This window comes from Acinetobacter sp. ANC 5414 (assembly GCF_013004295.1).
GTDB lineage: Bacteria > Pseudomonadota > Gammaproteobacteria > Pseudomonadales > Moraxellaceae > Acinetobacter.
The window spans coordinates 81,498-105,445 of the sequence record NZ_JABERM010000001.1 but is presented as its reverse complement, the minus strand read 5'-3'; the positions used below and the strand labels follow the sequence as shown (position 1 = coordinate 105,445).

Sequence of the window (23,948 nt, the reverse complement as noted above, 5' to 3'; positions counted from 1 at the left end):
GCATAAGATCTTATGATAAGAGTGGAATAAAAACAGCGCGAATGGTCGTAGAACAATTCTAAAAGGAGATTATCGGTATGAGCTATTTCATTTCTTTAAAATTAACCCGAGAAACCCATCAGCGTTTTCATCAGATTCATCAGCAATTGAATCAGGGTGAAACTCAAAGTTTAGCCAAACCTTTAGGTGAGGTTCTGGCAGATATTTCCTGTGAAATTGTCGATCAGGTGTTTGGTGAAATTGCGCGTTTATCGACTTCTGGCGATCGAGAATCTGAAAAAATGGTTAAACAAATTTTAGATACCGTACGTAAATATATGCCATGGTCGGTTTCATTTTTTGGAAATGATCGCTTGATCCCGATGGTGAATTATCTAAAAGATAGGGCCTATGAGAAAAATGGAGAAAATTATATTTCTTATAGTGTCGATCATGTCTTGGTGGTGGAATTGCTGGAATGTGTGGAGCAAATGAAAGAGGGAAATACGCATTATGTTTCGCCAGGCTTAAAAGCATTTACCCAGTTGGTCGATCAAGGAGTGACCAGTCTGGTTCGTGAACCTAAAAACATGTTGAAATTCAATTTAGTGGTGGATAAAACTTTAAATGGCGTGATTCATTTGACCACCCAGATGGGCTATAAGCGTTTGGAAAAACTGGGGGCACAGTATGATTCCCAAATGACCCCTCGTTATTTTGATCATTTTTTGATGTTTTTGAATCATGAGCAAAAAAATCAATAACAGATCAACGCATTATTAATCGTAAGTGTAAATAGGAACAGCAACATGGCGAAGCAGGACAGTTTGAACAATAAAGTGGTATGGATTACCGGTGCATCTTCAGGTTTGGGTAAGGCGCTTGCACAAGAGTGTGCCTTGCAAGGAGCACAGATTGTACTCACTGCTCGTCGTATGGATGAACTGGAAAATGTTCGTCAAAGTTTAGCCAATCCGGATCAGCATATTTGTATCAGTGCCGATATTACTAATGAAAATCAAGTTCGCCATGCTTATGAACAAGTATTGAATCAAAAAGGGCGTATTGACTGGCTAATCAATAATGCAGGACTCAGTCAGCGTGCCTTAATTGCCGATACGACCATGCAAACTGAACGTGCCATCATGGAAGTGGATTACTTCTCGCAAGTGTTTCTGACTAAAACCGTATTACCAACTTTCTTAAAACAAAAAACAGGTCGAATTATCTTTGTTTCCAGTGTGGCAGGTTTATTGGGTACGCAATACCGCGCATCCTATTCAGCATCCAAAGCCGCGATTCACATGTGGGCAAACAGTTTACGTGCAGAAGTGGCTGACAAAGGGGTCGGTGTTTCTGTTATTTTCCCGGGTTTTGTTAAGACCAATGTGTCATTCAATGCATTAAATGGCGAAGGCAAACCACAGGGCCATCAGGATGAAGCGATTGAAAATGGTTTGCAGCCTGACGAATTCGCTAAAACTGCAGTCAAGTCTCTGTTGAATGATGAAGAATATATTGTGGTTGGTGGTACTAAAGAAAAATTGGGGGTATGGGTGTCGCGCTTATCTCCAAGCACACTATATAAAATGATTCGCAAAATGAAGGTGAAATAATTAAAGCTCCCTCCTTTTTAAAGGAAGAAGCTTTAATGTCCCCCTTTGCAAAAGGGGGATTTGGGGGATTCTAAATAGTAAAATGTTAGTCACGATATAATCCCTCCCAACCTCCCTTTAAAAAAGGGAGGAGCTCTGCTATTTGAAAAAAGTTAATGAAATATAGAGAGAGTTGGGGAGAATTTATGATTGAATCGCCGTGCCATAAGCAAACACTTCAACCATCCCGCCTTGCATGCCCAGTTCAGTGGTACTCAATCGCAAGCCCATAATATGAGTTGCGCCCATTTTTTCAGCTTCCAGTTTTAAACGCACAATGGCTTCGCGTCGCGCACGTTCAACTACGCTTTCATAACTGGTTAAACGGCCACCAAAAAAGTTCTCAATATTGGCTATCACATATTTAAAATAGTCATGGGAAATGACCACATTGCTACTCACCAATTGTCCCTCATGAGGGGAGGTTTTAAAGCGACTATTATCTAGCGTGATATAAGCCAAACGATGTTCTTGTTCATCCAGTTCATTTAAATGCTTTCTTTCCACAAGGCGGCCAAAGCCCCAGCCAACCGCAAATAAAACCACAAAGATGGCAATTTTTAAGATCAAGGCATCCATAGCTTAGCCTTGAGTCGGAAAGGGATCAGGCAGTTTTTGTGCATTTGCTTCAACCACCACCGCAGTGCCATAAACAAAAAGTTCCGAAGCACCTTGGGCAATATTTGAAGTTGAAAAACGGATACCCACCACAGCGTTTGCACCGATTGATTTGGCTTTTTCAATCATACGGCTCATGGCTTCCTGGCGTGATTCTTCAAGCAATTCTGTATACGCCGTCAGTTCACCACCGACTATATTTTTTAAGCTGGCAAGCAGGTCGCGTCCGACATGTTTACTGCGAACGGTGCTGCCATAGACCACATCAATTTGACGGGTAATGGTATGTCCCGGAACAGATTCTAGATTACTTAAAAGCATTTGTTGATATTCAAATAAGAGAGGTTGTAGTGAAGATAGGAAATCAGGCTTTAAAAAGCAATAAAAAAGCCTGCATAGAGCAGGCTTTTTAACAACGCTAAAAAATTATTCAGCGCTGTTTGCAGCTTTACGTTCAGCAGTAGATGCTGGCTGTTGAACCGCATCACCAGTGTTGGCTTTAATACCGCCACCGAGTGTTTTATAGACTTCAACCTGGTTATTCATGTTGGCTTGTTCAAGCAACAATAAACCTTGTTCTGCAGCATAAGATGCACGTTGCGCATCCAATACCGTCAAGTAACTGTCAATACCGGCACCGAAGCGGGCATTAGAAAGTCGGTAGGTGGTATTGGTTGCATCAACCAAACGGCGTTGTGCAGCCAAGCGGTCACCAATATTTTGACGTACTGCCAAGGCATCATTCACTTCGCGGAAAGCGGACTGAATCGATTTTTCATAGTCAGATAACGCAATTTGCTGATCTGTTTCTGAAATCTTGATGTTGGCTTTACGTGTGCCCCAATCGAAGATTGGAAGATCAATACTTGGACCAATTGACCAGACAAATCCACCTGATTTAAACAGGTCATTTAAGCTGGTTGAAGCATAGCCTGCATTACCGGTCAAACTGATGGTCGGGAACAAGCGTGCTTTAGCCGCAGCAATATTTGCACCCGCTGCAGAAAGTTTGTATTCAGCAGCACGCACATCAGGACGGTTATTCAGCAGATCACTTGGTAAGCCAGCACTAAAGGCATTGCTTTTGCTAATACGGGTTACGCGTTGAGTCGGTAACAAGTTTGCAGGAACTGCTTGACCTACCAGCAGGTTAAGCAAGTTCTGTGCTTGAGCAATTTGAGTCTTGTAATTTGCAACATCGTTACGCGCAGTTTCTACAGAAATCTGTGCCTGACGAACAGGAAGTTCACTGTCGATACCGACATCAAAACGTTTTTTGTTGAGGTTATAAGACTCAAGTTGAGCTTTTAATGTTTGATCTGCAAGTTTTAAATTTGCATTTGCAAACGAGTAGTTTAACCATGCTTGAGCAACCTGACCGACCAGCGCAATTTGAGTGGCATCACGTGCGCTTGATGTTGCTAAATAGGTATCTAAAGCATTGTCTTTTAAGCTACGAACACGACCCCAAAAGTCCAGCTCATAGGCAGTTACACCCAGACCAACATTGTAGCTGGTCATGGCACCGGTGTTGAGCGTGTCCTGACGAAGCACGCTGCCACTGGCACCAATGGTTGGAAGCTGGTTGTTCTGGGTAATTTGGTACTGTTGCTGCGCACGTTGAATATTCAATGCCGAAGTACGCAAATCACGGTTATTGGCTAATGCCAGATCAAGCACTTGTAATAAGCGTTGATCGGCAAAAAAGTCTTTATAACCTTGCTCAGCAATTGAAGGACCAGAAGCGGAGGTTAAATAACCCTGTTCTGGAATATTCGCTTGAGCTACGGGCTCTGGGCCACGCATGCTTTGACAAGCTGTCAAAGCAAGCGCAAGTGCAGATACCGCAATGCTACGACCTGAAATAGACCATACCTTTTGCATCACGATGCTTGCTCCTGATTATTTGTTTTTTTAGGTTTAAATTTAAAGATACTTCGAATCCAGACATAGAACACAGGAATAAAGAAGATACCCAATAACGTCGAACTGATTACGCCACCTAGTACACCATAACCGACTGAGTGTTGGCTACCTGCGCCCGCACCCGAAGCAAGGGCAAGAGGAAGTACACCAAAACCGAAGGCTAAAGTGGTCATGATGATTGGACGTAAACGCATTTTTGCTGCATGAAGAGTTGCTTCAAGTAAAGGCTCACCTTTATCTTCTTGCAGTTCCTTGGCGAATTCTACAATCAGGATCGCATTTTTTGCAGCCAAACCGATGACGGCAATAATCGCAACCTGGAAGTAAATATTATTCGACAGGTTTGGATCTTTAAACAGAACCATACCCAAGAAAGTCAGACCCACTGCACCAACAATACCGAGTGGAATGACCAGCATGACTGAGAATGGAATTGACCAGCTCTCGTACAATGCGGCAAGACACAGGAACACGATCAGCATGGAAAGACCATAAAGTCCCATGGTTTGTGAGCCAGATTCACGTTCTTCTAAAGATAGACCGGTCCACTCATAGTCAAAGCCCTGCATGCCCATTTGTGGAAGCTTGGCAATGATTTCTTCCATTGCCAGCATCGCATCACCCGAGCTGACACCCCGAGCAGGCGTACCTTGAATGTTGACCGATGCAATACCGTTATAACGTTCAAGACGTGGCGAACCGTAAGTCCATTCACCTGTGGCAAATGCCGAGAATGGAACCATTTGACCAGAGTTGCTGCGTACGTACCATTTGTTTAAATCTTCCGGCATCATGCGTGCATCAGGAACGGCTTGAACATACACTTTCTTCACACGATCACGGTCGATAAAGTCATTAATGTATGAACCACCCCAAGCAATACTCATGGTGCTGTTGATTTCAGAAATGCTGACGCCCATAGCGCTGGCTTTTTCATTATCGACATAGATTTTGTACTGTGGCGTATCTTCCTGACCGTTCGGACGCACACCCGCAAGGCGTTTGTCTTGCGCAGCCATACCTAGGATCATGTTACGTGCAGTGATGAGTTTTTCATGACCATTACCCGCAGCATCTTTTAACTGCAAGTTAAAGCCGGCAGAAACACCCAGTTCTGGCATTGCAGGAAGCTGCAACGGCATGACATAAGAGGCATCTTTAGCAATCACGTTTAACGCCATACCACGTTGGATAATTGAACCAATCTGTGCTTCAGGTGTGGTACGTTCGCTCCAGTCTTTCAACTTAATGAAAGCCAGACCGGCATTTTGACCGACACCGGTAAATGAGAAACCTGCGACACTGAATACAGAGTCGACATTGGCTTTTTCACCTTCCATAAAGAAGCCAGTCATTTGATCAATGACTTTCTCGGTACGATCAAGGGTTGCATTCGGTGGAAGCTGAACCAGGGTCATGACCACGCCTTGGTCTTCGTCCGGCAAGAATGAACTCGGCAAGCTTTTAAACAGGAATAACAAGCCTGCGATTACAACTGCGTAAATGACACCTGCAATGACTTTATGAATCAGCAGTTTGCCGACCCATTTTTGGTAGCCACTCGACATGCGGTCAAAGCTATAGTTAAACCAGCGGAAGAAGCGGGCAAAAACACTGTTGCTTTGTGGCTTGTCTTTTTCATGCTGTTTTAGCAAGGTTGCACATAGGGCAGGGGTAAAGGTCAAGGCTACAATCAGTGACAGAATCATGGCTGTCACTAAGGTAATCGAGAACTGACGGTAAATTACCCCGGTGGTTCCGCTAAAGAACGCCATTGGGACGAACACTGCAGACAACACAGTGGTAATACCAATTAATGCACCAGAGATCTGACTCATCGACTTTTCAGTCGCTTCTACAGGATCAAGGTGTTCTTCCGCCATAATACGTTCAACGTTTTCGACCACAACAATCGCATCATCCACCAGAAGACCAATGGCAAGTACCATGGCAAACATGGTGAGTGTGTTAATCGAGAAGCCAAACAGGTTGATAATCGCGAATGTACCCAATACCACCACAGGCACAGCCATGGTTGGAATAAGCGTTGCACGCCAGTTCTGCAAGAACAGGAACATGACAATGAAAACCAGAATAATCGCTTCAATTAAAGTTTTAACCACACTTTCAATTGAAAGTTTGATAAACGGTGTGGTATCAAAGGCCAACTGATCTTTTAAACCACTTGGATAGTTTTTACGTAACTGTACTAAACGTTCTTCTACAGCAGTCGCCGTGTCTAATGCATTTGCACCAGTGGCCAATTTAATCGCCACACCACCAGCAGGTTTACCATTGAATTTAGAGGTGAACTGATAGTTGTCCGAACCTAATTCAACTTTAGCAACATCACCAACAGTGACTTTTGCACCAGTACCGACATTTTTCAAGAAAATGTTTTTGAACTGTTCAGGCGTTTGTAAAAGACTTTGTGCGTTTACAGTTGCATTTAGCACCTGACCTTCAACAGCAGGCGCACCACCGAGTTGACCCACAGCGACTTGCGCATTTTGAGTACGTAAGGCAGCAACCACATCACTTGGGGTGAGTTGATAACTGCTGAGTTTTGCAGGATCTAACCAGATACGCATGGCATATGAACCACCAAATACCTGTACTTCACCCACACCCGCTACACGGCTAAGCGGTTCAGAAATATTTGAGTTCACATAGTCTTTAATGTCGGCATCAGTCAGTTCACCATTTGGCGAATAGAATGCAAGTACTTGTAGAAAGCTCGCCCCTGATTTAGTGACTTTTACACCCTGACGTTGTACATCTTCAGGAAGTAACGCAGTCGCCGACTGTAATTTGTTCTGGACTTGAACTTGAGCAATATCGGGATCGATCCCTTGTTCAAAGTTCAAAGCAATCGATGCTTGACCGTTACCCGCACTATTTGAAGAAATATAGCGTAAACCGTCAAGACCGTTCATTTGCTGCTCAATGATCTGAGTCACTGTATTGGCTACAGTTTCAGCAGATGCACCTGGATAAGTTGCAGCAATGGTCACGGTTGGCGGAGCAATGGTCGGATATTGTGCAATCGGCATTTTACTGAGGGTTAAAATACCCGCCAGCATAATCACTAATGCAATCACCCATGCAAAGATCGGGCGATGAATAAAAAAATGAGCCATTTAGTCTACCCCTTATGTATTTGAAGTAGATTTTTGTTCAGTTTTGGGTTGTGCTTGCTGAGCAGGTTGAGCTGCTTTATTTGCTTCTGCTGCAGGTTGACCCGCACCTTGAGGTTGGTAAGGTTTAGCAACCACAGTTGCACCTTCTTTAACCTTGGCAATACCATCAACAATCACTTTCTCACCCGTTTGTAAACCTTGGGTCACAATCCAGTCTTTACCTTGAACACCGGCAGTTTCAACAGGGCGTGTTTTAACAGTACCTTTGGCATTCACGATCATCGCAATCGCTTGACCAGTCGGAGTACGGGTAATCGCTGCTTGAGGAATCAAGATGGCATTTGGAATCACACCTTGTACAATTTTAGCAGTGGCATACATACCCGGAAGCAATAAATGATTCGGGTTCGGGAACACAGCACGTAAAGTCACGGTACCGGTTTCCGGATTGACACTGGCATCCGAGAATGCAAGACGACCCTCAACAGGGTAGTCGCTACCATCTTCAAGCTTAAGTTTGACTTTGGTATTGTTACTGCTGTCTAAACTGCCTTGGCTCAATTGCTGACGTAAACGCAATAATTCAGCACTAGACTGGTTAATGTCGATATAGATTGGATCCAAACGCTGAACAGTCACTAAGGGATCTGCTTGACTAGCAGTCACTAAAGCACCCACAGTCACTGTTGAACGGTTGGTTTGACCTGAAATAGGCGAACGAACTGTTGAGTAACCGAGGTTGATTTCTGCATTTTTGAGTTCAGCTTGTGTTGCAGCAACATCGGCTTCAGCCAGTTTTACCTGTGCAGCAATATCATCATATTCTTGTTTTGAAATGGCATTGCTGCCGACAAGTTGACGATAACGTCCTTCTTTCACGCGTAATACGTTCAAGTTGGCTTGTTGACGGTTGAGTGCAGCACGTGCGCTATCGACGCCAGCACGATTGGTGCGTGAGTCAATTTCATACAACGCCTGACCTTCACGAACGTAACTGCCTTCGGTAAATAGACGTTTGAGAATCACACCACTGGTTTGTGGACGGACTTCAGAAATTTCAAATGCCGTGGTACGACCTGAAAGTTCTACCGATTGCTCTACGCTTTGTGGTTGAGCAACAATGACACCGACTTCAGTCGGTGGCATTTTTTGGGCTGCTGCAGCTTGCTGCGCATCCTTTGGATCTTTGCTACAACCAACAAGTGCAATACTTGTTGCTAATGCGCAAGCGGTAAGGGCAGGTGCCCATAGCTTTGCAGACATCATTGTTCCACCTCGATTAGATTTTTATCTAAAAATTAATTTGTTTTCGCTCTACTGAATTTGGTGTACAGCATATAAAGTAGTGTGATCCAAATAAAACTTATGCTCCAACCTGCCAAGACATCAGAGGGGAAATGTACCCCAAGGTAAACCCTTGAAATTCCCATGATAAACAACCATATAAAAGCACACAGGCAAATGAGCTGGTGCTTTGGATGTCTGAGACTTAGATAAATTGCAAGACAACCCAGAGTGGCTGCATAAGCACTATGCGCACTGGGAAACGAAGCACCATAGCTTTGAACCAGATGATACATTTCGGGTGGGCGAGGTCTTGAAATTATATATTTGAGCAGCCAAACCGTGGCAATGCTTCCTATAAGCCCTAAACTTGTAAAAATAATATTTGTGTATTTTTTATACCATAATTGGTGTAAATACCAGATTGCGGTTAAAAATAGCACAAATGGCATGCCGCCTAGAGCCGAAAGTGTGATAGATATCGTATTCAAATGCGCTGTACGATGCTGACTCATCCATTCAACCATTGCTAAATCGAACTGCTGAAGTGATGGGATAAAAAGCATTAATACACTGAAAATAAATAAGAAAAATCCTACACTAAGCAATAGGTACGGCATGTAAGGAACCTTTGTTATCTTAGTCGATTGGAGTATGACTAATGAATGATTAAAGTGTACTCATCAGTACACTTTATTTCAAGTGTGTGTAAATTATGCTAATTTCTTTTTTACCGATTTTTTAACATGAAGTAAAATAAAAATAACCAATTACTTATAAGTCGATTTTTGTGATGGCAAGGATTCATCCACTTCTAATGGAATTTTCGGTGGCCAAAAAAAGTCACTCGGACGGGTTAAGAAATGGGTCAGCACCAGTTTGGCTAATGGCTTCCATTGTTCAAATCGAACCCGACGTGCGCGTAATGCCACAATAATGGTCAGACTAAAACTCACAAACAAGTTGGTCAGGCCAATCAACAACACCCCTAAAAACGATACAAAAATCAGGCCAACTTCTGGAGTACCGTTAATATTGATCAAGCCTTGAATAAAGTTGGCTGAAGCAAAGGCAATGTGTCGAATATCAAGTGGAAGACCCAAAATAAAACCAATGGTTCCCATACTTCCGAGCATAATCCCGAATAAGAAGTTCCCTGCTAACGCCCCTAAATTCCGTTCAATATATGCAGCAAAACTATTTAAGCGTTCTTGACCTAATAACCGCTTTAAACGGGCATGGGCCTGTAAGCGTGGACCCACTTTGCGGTACACCGCCATATTGTCAAAATAACCGGCGATCAAGCCGGAGAAAAACAGACAAACACCGGCAATCGCAGCATGGGGAATAGCCAGTGAGGTAAATGGATTCAGTGAGTGTAAGGTTGTGGTCGCCTTGGCATGGGACAGCAAGGGTTCATCCATTCCGTATTGCCAGAGCAGGGTAATCACTGCCGCAGTAGGAATGGCAATCGAGATATTGCCAAGAATGGCAATAAACTGGGTTCGGATTATATTAATAATCAGTGCGGCAAGTTCAGCAATTTGTGCAGTTTTAGACCCTTTTTGATGCTGTACCGTGGCTGCAAGTGCAGCTGCCGTCATGGCCGGTTGTTTGGTCGCAACGGTGAAATGCAGCACGTGAATCAACATGAAACCGAGTGAATAGTTCATGCTAAAGATAAACGCCTGCATCAAGGGAGCCATGACCAGACGCGCAGCCAGAATCTTGAAGGTTGCCATGCTGGCAATAATAACGCCAGCACCAGCAGCTGCCTTGTACATTGACCAAAAACCTTTTTTGTCTGTACTTACATAATGCTCACCGGTTTTACTGGCATTTTCAGTCACTTGTAAGGCAATTAATTCACTGTTATTTGCAAGTAAAGAACGAACACTCCGTTCACTATAAATGGCAGAGGTAATATCGACCAGTAAGGCACTGATTGATTCATAAAGAACTTTATTTTCTTCAACAATTAAGTTGATTAACAGTTCGATCCGATCCAGACATTGTTCCAGAAGGGATAATAAATAAGTCAGACTGATACTCACGCCAGTGCGCTTAATGGCACGCCGAATTTTTGAAGCCACATCCCGACATTGTTCAATCATCACCAAGGCTTGTGAGGCATCCGGTGGGGCAATGACTGCCAGAGGATCGGTATTTTGATGCAGCTTTTTATAATGCTGAATGAATTCGACAATTTCACGGTTCTGAACCAGAAAAGGCGATTCGTATTCAGTTAACTCGGGTTGTGCATTGATAAATTCAGGATACAGTCCAATCCCACTAATCCGGTAAGACAGCACCGTGATGGCTTTGATCAGCTCATTGTTAATTTTAAGCTTTTCAGCCTGATTGCCGTGACCTTGATTGAGTAAGGTAAATAACTTTTGCCAATCCTCATTAGAAATGCTGTCTAACCAGTATTTATCACTACGTTGATAAAAGACGCAACGGACTAAATCCTGCAGTTGGCTTTCGTCATTAATCAGCGGTAAAAAATGAGCGCCTATGCGTTGTGCGAGCTGATTCCAAAAACCATCGAGAGATAAAATACCGGTATCGGCATACAAACTGGTCTGTTTGTATTGGCTAATCAGTTTTAAGATAAAACTTTGTAAGGTAGAAACTGCATCGGGTGTAATCAGTAGTGCTTGGATGAGTGCACGAAATTTACAGTTAATTTCTTCAGTATTGGTTGAGTCGCTTGGTCGAATCCGGTTAACCAGTTCAATCAACAGTGAGTCATCAAGAGCAGCTTGATCAAATTCAAGCTGCTCCTGCATTTTTAAAAATAGATCATTAAAATTTATATGCATAGGCGAGGGTTAAGTCTATTTTTTCAACATCCATCATTGAATTCGGTTTAAGGCAAGTTGGGTCAGGTTAATCAGTGCTTGGCGATATTCACTATGCGGCAGCGCATCCAAAGCCTGCAGTGCAGATTCGGTTTCTTCAGTGGCACGTTGGCGGCAGTAATCCAGTGCGCCACAATTTTGCACAATGTCAATGACACGTTCTAATTGGGTTGTACCACCCGTTGCAATACTGCGGCGAACAATTTCATGATCTTCATCGGTGGTTTTTTGCAGTGCAGAGATTAATGGCAAAGTGGGTTTCCCTTCCATTAAATCATCACCAATATTTTTACCTAATGTTTCAGCATCTGAAGTGTAGTCTAAAATATCGTCAATAATCTGGAAGGCATTGCCAAAGTGACCGGCAAAGATTCGCAGGGGTTCACGGTATTGCGGTGTGCCCGATAAAATTGCAGCACCTTCAGTGGCCAGTTCAAATAAACGCGAAGTTTTACCGTGAATAATATCGAGGTAAGTCTGTTCAGTCGTTTCAGGCTGATGTTGTGCTTGAAGTTGTAGAACTTCACCTTCAGCAATTTCACAAGTTCCAGTCGAGAAATCTTTGAGCAAGGTCATATCGTTTAAATCGACCAGTAAATCAAAAGCACGCGAAATCAGGAAGTCACCGACTAAAACTGCAGTCTGGTTATTCCAGGTGGCATTCGCGGTTGGACGACCACGACGCAAGCCTGATTCATCGACCACATCATCATGAACCAACGTTGCCGTATGCAGCATTTCAATAATAGCCGCCAATTTACGCTGACGTTCTATATCTTCCGCGCCACAGGCTTTTGCCGCCAATAAACACATAATCGGGCGCATACGTTTACCGCCCGCTTCAACCACGTGTTTACTGACTGCCATGACTAAGGCAACTTTTGAAGTAATCCCTTCATTAATAAAAGTGTCCATCGCAGCAAAGTCTGAAGCAACAGGAGCGAGAATGTCTTGCTTAAAGTCGATGGCCATGTGAAGAGAAACCTCTAAAAATTGAATTGCTTATTCTATAGTGTAACAACTATATCTGATGTTATAGCTAAGATCTTAATATAGTTGCTTAAAACCTGATTAAGCAAATGGTTTTAAGTGAATGCCAATTCTAACAACTCACCCTATATGTGACTGAGCTGGCATTTCGTAGTTTATAGTAGCGAATTGATTTTAAAAATCTATTTCATTTTATAAAATCCACGATTGCGATGTAAAAAGTAATTTATTTTTTAGATTTTGATTGTTTATAAAATAAACATTCACTCAGCGCAAAAAAACACTAAAATGGCTTGTCGTTTGATTTATTATCACTTAATATGTTTCGCCTTATATATACCCCAGTGGCGCTCGTATTAAGATCGGTATATTCCTTTATCGGCACGACGACACGGGCATGTTTGGAGTACATTATGTACGCAGTAATCCAAAGCGGTGGTAAACAGCACCGTGTTGTTGAGGGTGAAACCCTTAAAGTAGAATTGTTGAAAGCTGAAACTGGTACAACTATTACGTTTGATGACGTATTAATGCTTGTAAACGGCGAAAGCATTCAAATTGGTGCTCCAGTTGTTGCTGGTGCTACAGTAACTGCTGAAGTAGTTAGCCACGGTCGTCACGACAAAATCCGTATTGTTAAAATGCGTCGTCGTAAACATTACCGTAAACAACAAGGTCACCGTCAATGGTTTACCGAGTTGAAAATTACTGCTATTTCAGGCTAATTACGAGGATTATGAAACATGGCTACTAAAAAAGCTGGTGGATCGACACGTAACGGTCGTGACTCGAACCCTAAAATGTTAGGTGTTAAAATGTACGGTGGTCAATCTGTGACTGCTGGTAACATTATCGTTCGTCAACGTGGTACAGAATTCCACGCTGGTACAAACGTAGGTATGGGCCGTGACCATACTTTATTTGCTACCGCTGACGGCGTGATCAAATTCGAAGTGAAAGGCCAGTTCGGTCGTCGCTACGTATCTGTTGAAGCGTAAGCTTTAATAGAAAAAAAACCCACATCTGATGTGGGTTTTTTTATGCTTGTAAATGGGTCAAAAAACAATCTGGGTTCTTCATCATGATGTAGAAAAATCTACATTGAGCATTAATAACAATACAAAACTTCTTGTTTTCTCAATTATTAGGAATAAAAATTGGTTTAAGATGGGGGCATTGAAGAAATTGCGATACAGCAAATAAAAAGGTGATGAGATGAAAATGCTTCGTAAAACCCTATGTGCTATGACATTAGGTGCAGCAACGCTTGCACCGGTAATAAGTACTACTGTTTTTGCTGCGCCTGTTGCGGCATCGGAGCAACAAGCAACCAAAAATTTGGTCAAACAGTTAAGTAATATCCGTAGTTTGTCAGCAAATTTTGAACAAACCACAAAAGCGACTTCTGGTAATAAAGTGGCTCAGAAAAAAGGCTTAACCGGACAACACATGAATCAAACTTTTAAAGGGGTGATGAAGGTTGCTCGTCCTGGTAAGTTTTTCTGGGAAACTACCAGTCCGTCAAAGCAAACCATTGTGACTTCGGGTAAAACCGTCTGGATTTATGATCCTGACTTGCAGCAAGCCGTTCGTCAAAGTCTGGATGACCAAGTAGCCAATACGCCAGCTTTGTTATTGTCGGGTAATACCAGTCAGATTATGAAGTCATACCGTGTGACGCAACCGGATAAAGGCAAGACGTATTACACTCTGCTTCCTAAAGACCGTGATGGGGCTTTCCAAAGCCTGACCATTAGTTTTGGGGTAAACAAAGCGCCAAGTTTGATGATTTTGGAAGATTCACTTGGTCAAACCACTTATGTTCGATTTAATAACGTGAAATTGAATCCTTCAATTCCGGCATCAACCTTTAACTTTACACCGCCTAAAGGCACCGATATTATTGATCAATAATGAATTGATTTATAATTATTAAATGAAGTCGCAAAGTTTATTTAAAAGCAGTCATACGTGACTGCTTTTTTTAGTTTATATTTTGCTAAAAATACAGTGATATTTTTGTAGGCAAAGTGCCATTATGCAAAAATAGTTCTAAGTTGCAGAATAAGTGTTACAACTCAAAATACATAAAGACAAAAATTCAGTGATCGGAAGTGAGTGGCAAAATAACCAAGATCAATGCCCCCTAAGACAAAGAAAAAATAACAAAGAAAAGTAACAAAGACTAAAGCCACAAAAAACTCAGGAGAATTGAAAAAGTGGAAAATAACAAGGTAGTGACCCCCTCGGTGAATTATCCGCGTTTCACAAAAGTAAAATCAAAATTTAATACTTATCGTCAGAAAGTCATGGGGCTGGGTGTGACTTGGCTACAAAGAAGATCAAAAAATTCATCTAAAAATAAGGCAGAAAATCCGTATCTCGCGGGGATATTTGGTCCCGTAGATGAAGTGGAAAAGCGCGAATTCAAAGTCATGGGTGAAATTCCACCGCAATTGACTGGACTATTGTTGAGAATAGGGCCAAATCCGATTCATGTTGAACATCCAGATTGCTATCACTGGTTCACAGGCGATGGAATGCTGCATGCTTTAAAAATTGAACATGGAAAAGCAGTTTGGTTTAAAAGTCATTATATCGAAACGGATTCCGTACAAAAGCACAAGAATAAGGCTGTTAAAGCAGGGTTTCGTCGTGGTCCCGGTGATGTGGTTAATACCAATGCTTTTTATCATGCCAATAAAATTTGGGCGAGTGTGGAAGCGGGCACTTTGCCGGTACGTTTAGACTTAAACCTGAACACGGAAGAGCACCGTCTTTTTAATACAGATGCCAATCTGCCTTTTACCGCACATCCACATAAAGACAATAAGACAGGGTATTTACATGCCATTTGCTATGATGCACTGGATATTAAAAATGCCTATTATGAAGTGATTGATGAGCAGGGGCTTCTGCTGCATTGGGCTAAAATTCCTGTGCAGCACGGTCCTATGATTCATGATTGTGCCATCACCGAACAGGATGTTTTAATTTTTGATTTACCGGTGACGTTCTCTTTCAAGCAACTCATCAAAGGCAATCCTCTGCCTTATGAATGGAATGAACAGCATGCGGCACGCATTGGCATTTTGCCTAAATATGGTCATGTAGATGAGGTGCAGTGGATCAATATTGAACCCTGTTTTGTTTTTCATGCCGCAAATGCTTATCGCAATGAGCAACAGCAGATTATTCTGGATGTCGTGGTTCATCAGTCGATGTTTAAGAAATCTCAGCAAGGACCATTCGAACAGCAAAAGACTCAATTGGAACGTTGGGCGGTTGATCTTAAGCAAAATACTGTCGATCGACAGGTGTTAGATGCACAAGCGCAAGAATTTCCAAGAATTGATGAACGATATACTGGTGAGCAGCATCGTTATATTTATAGTGTCAGTTTTGATCCTATGCTCATGAGCAAAGCCAATCATTTGATTTGTCACGATCTGCAAACTCGTGAAAAGACCACCTATGAATTTGGTGAGCAATGGGTGACGGGAGAAGTCGTCTTTATCCCTGAGTCATCGGATGTGGCAGAAGGTGAGGGTTACTTGTTATGCTATGTGCATCAAATCAATAAGGAAAGTTCTAAAGTGGTGATTTTAAAAGCTCAGGGTTTAAATATTCAGCCTCAGGCAGAAATTGTACTTGGCGTACATGTGCCATTGGGCTTTCATGGAAATTGGGTGGATTTATCTTAAAATCATGTGATTTTCTTGTTTATAGCGATTAGGCTATATATTTTAAAAGATACATATTTTAAATTTCATTCAGTTACCTAGCTTTGTATAGTGCAGGGGCATTATAAAAGGTCTTAGGTTGTAAAAGTAAAATGGAAATATGCACGAATAAACAATGGCTCTGGGCACTTCCTGTTTCTTTCGCGGCACTTGTCATGACAGGGTGTCAGGAGCGACCTGCACCGCAAACTGAACAGGCAACAACGACGAAGCAGGAAAAGTCTGAATCCATTCCATTAATTCAAGCCAAAGTTGTTCCTGTGAAGCTGACCAAGCCAGAAGCTTGCGATGCAGATGGCTGTATGCAATATGACATTCAGACCGTAAAGACCAATGTTAAATGGATTGATGATTATTTTATTGATCGAATTAAAAAAGCAGATCCGATTGCTTTTTCAACCGCACCCAATCAAAAAATCAATACCGCTGAGGGTGCGAATCCTAATCTGAGTCAAAGTTCCACCTATATCCGCTTTGTCAGCCAACAATATGATCAGGCTACCTTTGCCATTCAAACTTACACTTATTCATCGGGTGCAGCACATGGCATGTATCATCAGGAATTTGTGAATTTTGATTTGAAAACCAAAAAGCGCTTGGCGCTACAAGATATTCTGCTGAAGGGTACAGAACAGCAGGTATTGGATACCTTGTACGACTCAAATAGCATCTGGCTGGATCAACATAGTATTGAACGAACCAAGTTACAGTTGAGCGATAATTTTTACTTCGGTGCCAATGGGATTGTATTTGTCTATCCTCTATATGAACTGGCTTCTTATGCAGAGGGGATGACAGAACTGAACTTGCCTTATGCTGCATTGACCAAACTGGTTAAAGCGGAATATCTGCCAAGTTTGCCACACTATCCTACACCTTAATTTTTAGTTAATTCGGTGAAATTTGCTTTAATAAGGCACAGCTGTAAGCTCGGTCACTGTCTTTTTTGCTGTTTAGCGCTTACACTATAGCCAGTTTTTTTCTTTGCAAAAGATTGGCTATGATCGACTCGAAATTAATCAGAAATAATATTGAGGCTGTAAATTTAGCCTTGGCAAAACGTGGTGTACAGCTGAATGTAGAAGAGTGGGCTTCACTTGAAGCTCGCCGTAAAGAGCTTCAGTCGAAAACTGAAGCTTTACAGGCAGAACGTAATTCGGGTGCAAAACAAGTTGGCCAAATTAAAAAATCTGGTGGCGATGCATCTGAAATCATGGCACGTATGTCAGCAATTGGTGATGAAATTAAAGCGGCTGAAGTTGCGCTTACTGAATTGCAAACTGAAATTGAAACCAAGTCTTTAACTATTCCAAACATGCCGCATGAATCTGTACCTGAGGGTAAAGATGAAGACGACAACGTTGAAATTTTAAAATGGGGCACACCGCGTCAATTTGATTTTGAAATCAAAGATCATACTGACCTCGGTGAATGGATGGGCGGTTTGGAATTTGAAACTGCAACCAAATTAACCGGCACACGTTTCAGCGTATTAAAAGGTCCATTGGCGCGTTTACAACGTGCACTGACCCAATTTATGCTAGATACTCATACGCTTAAAAATGGTTATACCGAAGCCTATGTACCGTATTTAGTCAATGCTGATTCTTTACGTGGTACAGGTCAATTGCCTAAATTTGAAGAAGACTTGTTCAAATTACAAGGTGAAAAAGAACTTTATCTAATTCCGACTGCAGAAGTGCCTGTAACCAATTTCGTGCGTGATGAAATTGTCGATCCAGATCGGTTACCACTGAAATATGCAGCACATACGCCATGTTTCCGTAGTGAAGCGGGTTCCTATGGTCGTGATACACGTGGTCTAATTCGTCAACACCAATTCGACAAAGTTGAAATGGTGCAAATTGTAAAACCTGAAGACTCGATGCAGGCTTTAGAAGAATTGACCGGTCATGCTGAAGGTATTTTGCAAGCTTTGGGTCTACCATACCGTAAAATCATCCTGTGTGGTGGCGATATGGGCTTTGGCGCAATCAAGACTTACGATTTGGAAGTGTGGGTACCAAGTCAAAATACTTATCGTGAAATTTCAAGCTGTTCATGCATGGGTGATTTCCAGGCACGCCGTATGAAAGCACGTTACCGTGTCGATCAAAAGAAAACTGAATTCGTTCATACCTTAAATGGTTCTGGTTTGGCAGTCGGTCGTACTTTACTTGCGGTGATGGAAAACTATCAACGTGCAGACGGTTCGATTGAAGTTCCTGAAGTGCTTCGTCCATATATGGGTGGTGCAGAATTTATTGATTAATCTTTGGATTGATCAATAAATCTATCAATGGCACAATTTTGTGCATGAAAATTGCTTAAGACAGTCAGATTTAAAATACTGAGGTAATTCGTGGATATCTTTCCAATCTCTTTAAAGTTGCAACAGCAACCTTGTCTGATTGTCGGTGGTGGGCGTATTGCCTATCGTAAGGCTGTACTTCTGGCAAAAGCAGGTGCAGTCATTCACGTGATTGCCCCTGAAATTGAAAGTAATTTACTTGAGATTGTTGAAACTAGCCAAGGGCAATATGTCCAAGCCCCTTTTAGTCCAGATATTCCGTTACGCAATTACCGTTTGGTGATTGCCGCGACCAATGATAAAGCCACCAATATTCAAGTTTTTGAAGCGTGTGAAGCTGAAAAAATTTTGGTAAATAGTGTCGATGATCCACCGCATTGTCGTTTTATTGTTCCTGCGATTATTGACCGTTCACCTTTAGTGGTTTCAATTGCCACCAATGGCACATCACCAGTGTTATCACGTCAAATCCGAACTCAGCTTGAAGCAACTATTCCTCATGGGATGGGCAGGTTGGCTAATTTTTCTGGAAAATGGCGTGCTGCAGTCAAAGCGAAAATTGAGAATCCAGATGAGCGCCGTATTTTTTGGGAAGACCTGTATGCCAGTCCACTCAAAGAACAGGTGTTTAATGACAACATTGCTGAAGCGGATCGTTTGATCGAACAAGCTTTAACTGAGTGGAAAGCGCCTAAAGGTGAAGTCTATTTGGTGGGTGCGGGTCCGGGTGATCCTGAGCTCTTGACCTTAAAAGCTTTACGCTTGATGCAACAAGCCGATGTGGTTATTTATGACCGTTTGGTATCTCCACCGATTTTAGATTTGTGTCGCCGTGATGCAGAAAAAATCTATGTCGGCAAAGCACGGTCTAACCATAGTGTGCCTCAAGATGGCATTAATGCCTTATTGGTAGAATATGCAGTGCAAGGTAAGCGTGTCTGCCGTTTAAAAGGTGGTGATCCATTTATCTTTGGTCGTGGTGGTGAAGAGATTCAAGAGCTGTTTGCTGCAGGTGTGGCGTTCCAAGTGGTGCCAGGGATTACAGCGGCTTCAGGCTGTTCGGCTTATGCGGGTATTCCTTTAACGCATCGTGACTATGCGCAAAGTGTCCGCTTCCTGACTGGACATTTAAAAGAAGGTTCACCTGAGTTGCCTTGGAATGAGCTGGTCTATGAAAATCAAACCTTGGTCTTGTATATGGGCTTGGTGGGATTGGAAAAAATTTGTGCCCAACTGATAGCACATGGTCAACGGCCTAACATGCCTGTTGCGCTTATTTCCAAAGGAACGACGCCGGACCAGAAAGTCGTGGTCGGAACCTTGGCAGATATTGCTTCAAAAGTGACAAAACATCAAATTCAAGCGCCGACCTTGACCATTATTGGTGAGGTGGTGAAATTGCGCGAACAATTACAGTGGCAAGGCTAATTCGAGTCCTGTTGCATTGAAAGAGTAGAGAAATTCAGTGATTCATGTTGTTTTATACGAGCCAGAAATTCCTGCAAATACAGGGAATATCATTCGTTTATGTGCCAATACCGGTGCGCAATTGCACTTGGTAAAACCGCTGGGTTTTGAGCTGGATGATAAAAAGCTCAGACGTGCAGGGTTGGATTATCATGAATGGGCACATATGAAGGTTTGGGAAAACTTTACAGAATGTCTGGCACATTTAAAAGAACAAGGGGTTGAAAGTGATGCAATTTATCCCTTAACCACCAAAGGTGTCGAAACTCCGCATACTTCAGATTTAAACCGTCCGGTAGCATTATTGATGGGACCAGAAACTCGTGGTCTGCCTGAAAATGTGCGTATGATGTTCCCTAAAGAACACTGTATTCGTTTGCCGATGGCAGAAAACTCACGTAGTTTAAACTTGTCGAATGCGACTGCTGTGATCTTGTATGAAGCATGGCGTCAGCAAGGTTTTAAAGAACTGGTCTAATATAAGGCTGAAAAAAAAAGACGCATTGCGCGTCTTTTTTTATGCATGGAATCAACCGATTAATGAGAATCATCAAATTCGTTATGTTGCGGAGCGGCATGTTTGAAACCTTTGGTTTTATAACCCAGGTACAAAATACCAAACATTGCCCACCATAAACCGAATTTCAATGCAGTATCTTCAATTTCTAGCCACATCGCAAAAATGCTTAAGAAGCCCAGTAAAGGAATCACCACAAAGCTGAAAATGTCTTTGATGTTTTTGGTACGGCCATCACGTAATGCATAACGTGAAATCACCGACAGATTCACAAAGGTAAAGGCAGTTAAGGCACCGAAACTGATCATCGAAATTACGATATCCAAATCCATGAAACCAGCAGTTAAAGCCACCGCACCTACAATCAGAATGTTGTAAACCGGAGTGTAGCTTTTTGGACTGATATGACCAAAGATCTTTTTATTGATCACGCCATCACGGCCCATCACATACATGAGGCGTGAAACACCTGCATGCGCAGAAATACCCGATGCCATCACAGTGATGATTGCAAAGTAAAGCACTACAGTTTTGAAAGCTACCCCGCCTACTGCTAAAAGAATATCTGGCTGGGTTGCAGCGACATCTTCGAAGTAAGTCTTCGGATCATTCGGGAAGTAGATTTGCATGAAATAGGTGCTGATAATGAAGATAATACCTGCAAGCAGTGCCGTAAGGAAAATCGCTTTAGGTAAGGTTTTTTCAGTATCTTTAGTTTCTTCTGCCAGTGAACTGAGTGAGTCAAAACCGGTAAAAGAGAAACAAAGTAGTGTCGCACCGGTAATTAACGGACCTAAAGCTGTCATTTCATTCCAGAAGGGTTCCAGGCTCCACAACTGGTACTTGGCATTTGCTAATGTACCATCGGCATTGACCCCGCCTGCAAGCAGCGTGTAAACCATCCAGGTGAAGTAAGCGATGACTGCCAGCTGAACCAATACAATCAGGCCGTTAAAGTTGGCAACGAATCTGGCACCGCGTAAGTTTACCCCGGTCATGAATGCAGTCAGCACGACTACCCAAACCCAATGGTTAACTTCAGGAAAAAGGGCTTCCAGATAAATGACTGCCAAAATGATGTTGACCATTGGTGACAACAGGTAATCTAGCCATGATGACCAGCCGACCATAAAACCGACATTGGGGTGGATCGATTTTTGTGCATAAGTATATGCCGATCCTGATGACGGGTAACGGCGGATCATATGTCCGTAACTGATAGACGTAAACAGAATTGCAATTAAGGCAATAATGTACGAAGTTGGTACGTGGTAATGGCTTTCTTCAGAAACCAGACCGAACGTATCAAATAGTGTCATTGGTTGAATATAAGCTAAACCAATAATAATGATGTGCCAGAGTCCAAGCGTTTTTTGCAGTTTAGCTGCCGATTGAGTCCCAGAGATATTTGTCAACGGCGTTATCCTCTTAATCGTTGATCAAGGATCAGTCATGTTTATAAGGACCGTTTGAGACGAACGATCCCCCCTATACGAATAAAACAAAAGTGCGCCAATCTACTCTAGTTTGGTATCTTTTGCCAGTATCTTTATGAATTATCAATGCAGAAAATATGCCATTCGATATAAAAATAGAGTTTTAATTTTCCACAAAGCAAAAGCCCGATGCTTAAAAAAACATCAGGCTGATTTTTTGCTATATTCGCTTATTTTTCAATATTTACCAAGCTTTTTTTAAGATCGCTTTTAAATCGTTTAAGGTGGCTTCTTTAGGGTTGTAAATAATAGAACCATCATTTAATGCTTTTTCTGCCACTTCCGCTAACTGTGCTTCAGATACTTTACCAGTTTCACGTAAAGTGCGTGGTAACTTGGTTAAGGCATATAAGCGATCGCGCATGGTCAGAATTGTGGCAATCGCTTTGTCGGCGCGTAAATGTGCAGGAGTCTGCGCATAAATGTCTGGTCCTGCTAAAGGAAGCAATAATTCTGCAATTTTGTCGCCATTCACTTCTTTATTGTATTCGAGTACATAAGGCAGGAACAAGTTCATGCATAAACCATGCGGCAGATGCGCAACCGCACCTAAGGCATGTCCTAATGAATGCACTAAGCCCACCATTGAGTTAGAGAAGGCGATTCCTGCCATGGTAGAGGCTTGAGCCAGTTCCAGACGACCAAACTCATCGGTTGGGTTGTCGAGTACATTGAACAAACTGTTGCTGACTTTTTTGATCGCAGCCGTTGCATACGCATCACTGATCGGATTGGCTGCCATACAGGTGTAGGCTTCAACCGCATGGGTCAGTGCATCCATTGCCGTCATTGCCGTTAAATGTGGTGGCAAGGTTTGCGTCATACGCGGATCAAGAATTGCTGCATGTGGCATCAGGTAATAAGATGCAAACGGCATTTTGACGTTTTTCTCGAGGTCAGAAACCACAGCAACCATGGTCACTTCTGAACCGGTGCCCGAAGTGGTTGGAATCACGAAAAATGGTTTTAACGGTTTTGGAAGATTATGCGCACCTGAAAATTTCAGTAAGTCATCACCACCTTCAGTCACCAGAATATTGGTTGCTTTTGAAGTATCAATCACCGAGCCACCACCCACTGCAATGATCGCATCACAATGATTGTCGCGATACGCTTTGGCTGCATTACGAACAGTTTGTACGCTTGAATCGGGCGGCACATCATCGAAAATATAACCAATCACCGCATCGGTAGATTCAAATGCCGCTTCGATCGGAGTCAGTAAATTATTTGCGCGTACGCCTTTATCGGTAATGATTAGTGGACGTTTTGCACCCAAAGTTGCAAGTTCAAATGGAATATGTTCTAACGCGGCATGACCTGCGATGACTTTTACTGGACAGAAAAATTCGTAATAAGGCTTAGCCATGTTATGCGCTCCGTTTAAAATAAGATTGAGCTAGTTTCAAATAAATATTTGCAGCTCCGGTGAGTTTTTGTTTTAGGCTTAATTCAGTTGGATATTGTTTTACAGCAAGCTCAGCCAAGAGTTTAGGTAAAATTAGCGATTCCATTTTATTTAAGCAACGGACCAGACGAATGGCGAAAGAAATATCACCATCGGCAATCATACGGTCGTGGGCAAATGCTTGGGCGGTACTTTCCTGGAAAGAAAAGACTAAAAAAGCATGCGTTAAATGTTTAAAAGTAATGGTTAAATCAGGTTTTCCATCCAAAGAGGACAGTAATTTTAATTGATGGTCTTCCGTGACTTTCGCAATAAAAGCCGGGCCATGAGGAAATACTTTCATCGATAGAACAAAACCTACAGGGAAGTTAGAGACTTCCTGTTTTACTTCATCATCGACTTGACTCGCCATTACCAGACCTCTGCCAATCACATCCATCATGAGTTTGACGTAGGTTAGTTGTAAAGCGGGCTTTACGGATTTGGTTGAAATCACTCGCGCATCCCTTATCTAAAAAATATTTTATTAGTTTAGAGTAAATACTCTAAT

The 23,948-nt window shown here is 42.3% G+C and carries 21 protein-coding genes; 10 read left to right on the top strand and 11 right to left on the bottom strand.

The annotated features are described in order from the left end of the window. Positions 1-77 precede the first annotated feature (77 nt). Positions 78-743: a hypothetical protein gene (locus tag HLH18_RS00550; RefSeq protein WP_171545418.1), complete on the top strand. Its 666-nt coding sequence runs from the start codon at positions 78-80 to the stop codon at positions 741-743. 45 nt (positions 744-788) lie between these two features. Beyond that, positions 789-1,595: an SDR family oxidoreductase gene (locus HLH18_RS00545; protein WP_171545417.1), complete on the top strand. Its 807-nt coding sequence runs from the start codon at positions 789-791 to the stop codon at positions 1,593-1,595. A gap of 183 nt (positions 1,596-1,778) precedes the next feature. Here the strand turns inward: HLH18_RS00545 and HLH18_RS00540 are convergent, their stop codons facing one another. The 8 genes from HLH18_RS00540 to sdsA all read right to left on the bottom strand — a co-directional run bounded on the left by HLH18_RS00540 (position 1,779) and on the right by sdsA (position 12,438). Next, positions 1,779-2,213: a YbjQ family protein gene (locus HLH18_RS00540; RefSeq protein ID WP_171545416.1), complete on the bottom strand. Its 435-nt coding sequence runs from the start codon at positions 2,211-2,213 to the stop codon at positions 1,779-1,781. A gap of 3 nt (positions 2,214-2,216) precedes the next feature. Continuing rightward, on the bottom strand, positions 2,217-2,573 hold the full coding sequence (locus HLH18_RS00535) for a YbjQ family protein (protein WP_171545415.1): 357 nt from the start codon (positions 2,571-2,573) through the stop codon (positions 2,217-2,219). A 105-nt stretch (positions 2,574-2,678) separates the two neighbouring features. After that, complete coding sequence (gene adeK / locus HLH18_RS00530; RefSeq protein WP_171545599.1) at positions 2,679-4,136, bottom strand: multidrug efflux RND transporter AdeIJK outer membrane channel subunit AdeK; 1,458 nt, start codon at positions 4,134-4,136, stop codon at positions 2,679-2,681. Beyond that, positions 4,136-7,318: an efflux RND transporter permease subunit gene (locus HLH18_RS00525; protein ID WP_171545414.1), complete on the bottom strand. Its 3,183-nt coding sequence runs from the start codon at positions 7,316-7,318 to the stop codon at positions 4,136-4,138. The genes adeK and HLH18_RS00525 overlap by 1 nt, the downstream gene beginning before the upstream one ends. Before the next feature lie 12 nt (positions 7,319-7,330). Then, a complete protein-coding gene (locus HLH18_RS00520) occupies positions 7,331-8,584 on the bottom strand; it encodes an efflux RND transporter periplasmic adaptor subunit (RefSeq protein WP_171545413.1) in 1,254 nt (417 codons plus the stop codon). A 32-nt stretch (positions 8,585-8,616) separates the two neighbouring features. Further along, positions 8,617-9,222: a phosphatase PAP2 family protein gene (locus HLH18_RS00515; protein WP_171545412.1), complete on the bottom strand. Its 606-nt coding sequence runs from the start codon at positions 9,220-9,222 to the stop codon at positions 8,617-8,619. 150 nt (positions 9,223-9,372) lie between these two features. Then, positions 9,373-11,427, bottom strand: coding sequence for a site-specific recombinase (locus HLH18_RS00510; RefSeq protein WP_171545411.1), 2,055 nt, complete (start codon positions 11,425-11,427; stop codon positions 9,373-9,375). 33 nt (positions 11,428-11,460) lie between these two features. After that, complete coding sequence (sdsA, locus tag HLH18_RS00505) at positions 11,461-12,438, bottom strand: All-trans-nonaprenyl-diphosphate synthase (RefSeq protein WP_171529489.1); 978 nt, start codon at positions 12,436-12,438, stop codon at positions 11,461-11,463. 431 nt (positions 12,439-12,869) lie between these two features. Between sdsA and rplU the strand changes: the two genes are divergently transcribed. The 8 genes from rplU (at position 12,870) to HLH18_RS00465 (ending at position 20,455) form a co-directional block, all read left to right on the top strand. Further along, positions 12,870-13,181 carry a 50S ribosomal protein L21 gene (gene rplU, locus HLH18_RS00500; protein WP_086196864.1) on the top strand — a complete coding sequence of 104 codons (312 nt, stop codon included), beginning with the start codon at positions 12,870-12,872 and terminating at the stop codon, positions 13,179-13,181. Positions 13,182-13,199: 18 nt separating this feature from the next. Continuing rightward, a complete protein-coding gene (gene rpmA / locus HLH18_RS00495; RefSeq protein ID WP_067723977.1) occupies positions 13,200-13,454 on the top strand; it encodes a 50S ribosomal protein L27 in 255 nt (84 codons plus the stop codon). Between the two features lie 217 nt (positions 13,455-13,671). After that, entirely contained in the window at positions 13,672-14,370 is a 699-nt protein-coding gene (gene lolA / locus HLH18_RS00490; RefSeq protein WP_171545410.1) for an outer membrane lipoprotein periplasmic chaperone LolA, read from the top strand. A gap of 305 nt (positions 14,371-14,675) precedes the next feature. Beyond that, complete coding sequence (locus HLH18_RS00485) at positions 14,676-16,160, top strand: carotenoid oxygenase family protein (protein ID WP_350642072.1); 1,485 nt, start codon at positions 14,676-14,678, stop codon at positions 16,158-16,160. 131 nt (positions 16,161-16,291) lie between these two features. Beyond that, positions 16,292-17,080 (top strand): DUF3298 domain-containing protein, encoded by a 789-nt coding sequence (locus HLH18_RS00480; protein ID WP_171545409.1) that lies wholly within the window; start codon positions 16,292-16,294, stop codon positions 17,078-17,080. A 119-nt stretch (positions 17,081-17,199) separates the two neighbouring features. After that, positions 17,200-18,471: a serine--tRNA ligase gene (gene serS / locus HLH18_RS00475; protein WP_171545408.1), complete on the top strand. Its 1,272-nt coding sequence runs from the start codon at positions 17,200-17,202 to the stop codon at positions 18,469-18,471. A gap of 90 nt (positions 18,472-18,561) precedes the next feature. Then, complete coding sequence (gene cysG / locus HLH18_RS00470) at positions 18,562-19,938, top strand: siroheme synthase CysG (protein ID WP_171545407.1); 1,377 nt, start codon at positions 18,562-18,564, stop codon at positions 19,936-19,938. Between the two features lie 37 nt (positions 19,939-19,975). Continuing rightward, complete coding sequence (locus tag HLH18_RS00465; protein ID WP_171545406.1) at positions 19,976-20,455, top strand: tRNA (cytidine(34)-2'-O)-methyltransferase; 480 nt, start codon at positions 19,976-19,978, stop codon at positions 20,453-20,455. 59 nt (positions 20,456-20,514) lie between these two features. On the opposite strand, the gene HLH18_RS00460 is transcribed toward HLH18_RS00465, so the two are convergent. From HLH18_RS00460 to HLH18_RS00450, 3 genes are all read right to left on the bottom strand, one after another. After that, the gene (locus HLH18_RS00460; protein WP_171545405.1) at positions 20,515-21,909 is read right to left on the bottom strand and encodes an APC family permease; all 1,395 of its coding nucleotides are present in this window, start codon (positions 21,907-21,909) and stop codon (positions 20,515-20,517) included. Between the two features lie 265 nt (positions 21,910-22,174). Then, complete coding sequence (locus tag HLH18_RS00455; protein ID WP_171545404.1) at positions 22,175-23,359, bottom strand: iron-containing alcohol dehydrogenase; 1,185 nt, start codon at positions 23,357-23,359, stop codon at positions 22,175-22,177. A gap of 1 nt (position 23,360) precedes the next feature. Next, the gene (locus HLH18_RS00450; RefSeq protein WP_171545403.1) at positions 23,361-23,894 is read right to left on the bottom strand and encodes a hypothetical protein; all 534 of its coding nucleotides are present in this window, start codon (positions 23,892-23,894) and stop codon (positions 23,361-23,363) included. Positions 23,895-23,948 lie beyond the last annotated feature (54 nt).